Genomic DNA, 232 nt, shown 5'->3' on the forward strand with positions numbered 1-232 from the left:
TTCTTCACCTTGAAAAATTCTTCCTGCATGTCGTCCATGTCCACGCACTGGTAGGCGGGCTTCAGGTCGTACAGGCCGTGCTTGCGGCCGTAGGTGAGCAGGCCGTTGTAGGCGCCCACAATGCCGGCGTAGCGCCCAAAGGCCACGATGCGCTCGCCCCGGGCGTTGGTCAGCAGCTCGTAGTCGACCAGCGTGATGTTCTTTTTCAGCACCTCCTGCAGCAGCTTGCGGT

The 232-nt window shown here is 60.8% G+C and carries 1 protein-coding gene; it reads right to left on the reverse strand.

Going from position 1 to position 232, the window contains the following annotated elements; translation table 11 throughout:
• Positions 1 to 232 (reverse strand): Rossmann-fold NAD(P)-binding domain-containing protein (locus NXT09_RS22680; protein WP_268581210.1); only part of this gene is annotated, 232 nt, incomplete at both ends.

The sequence above is a fragment of the Pectobacterium jejuense genome (assembly GCF_026800125.1).
In the GTDB taxonomy this organism is placed as follows: Bacteria; Pseudomonadota; Gammaproteobacteria; order Enterobacterales; family Enterobacteriaceae; genus Pectobacterium; species Pectobacterium jejuense.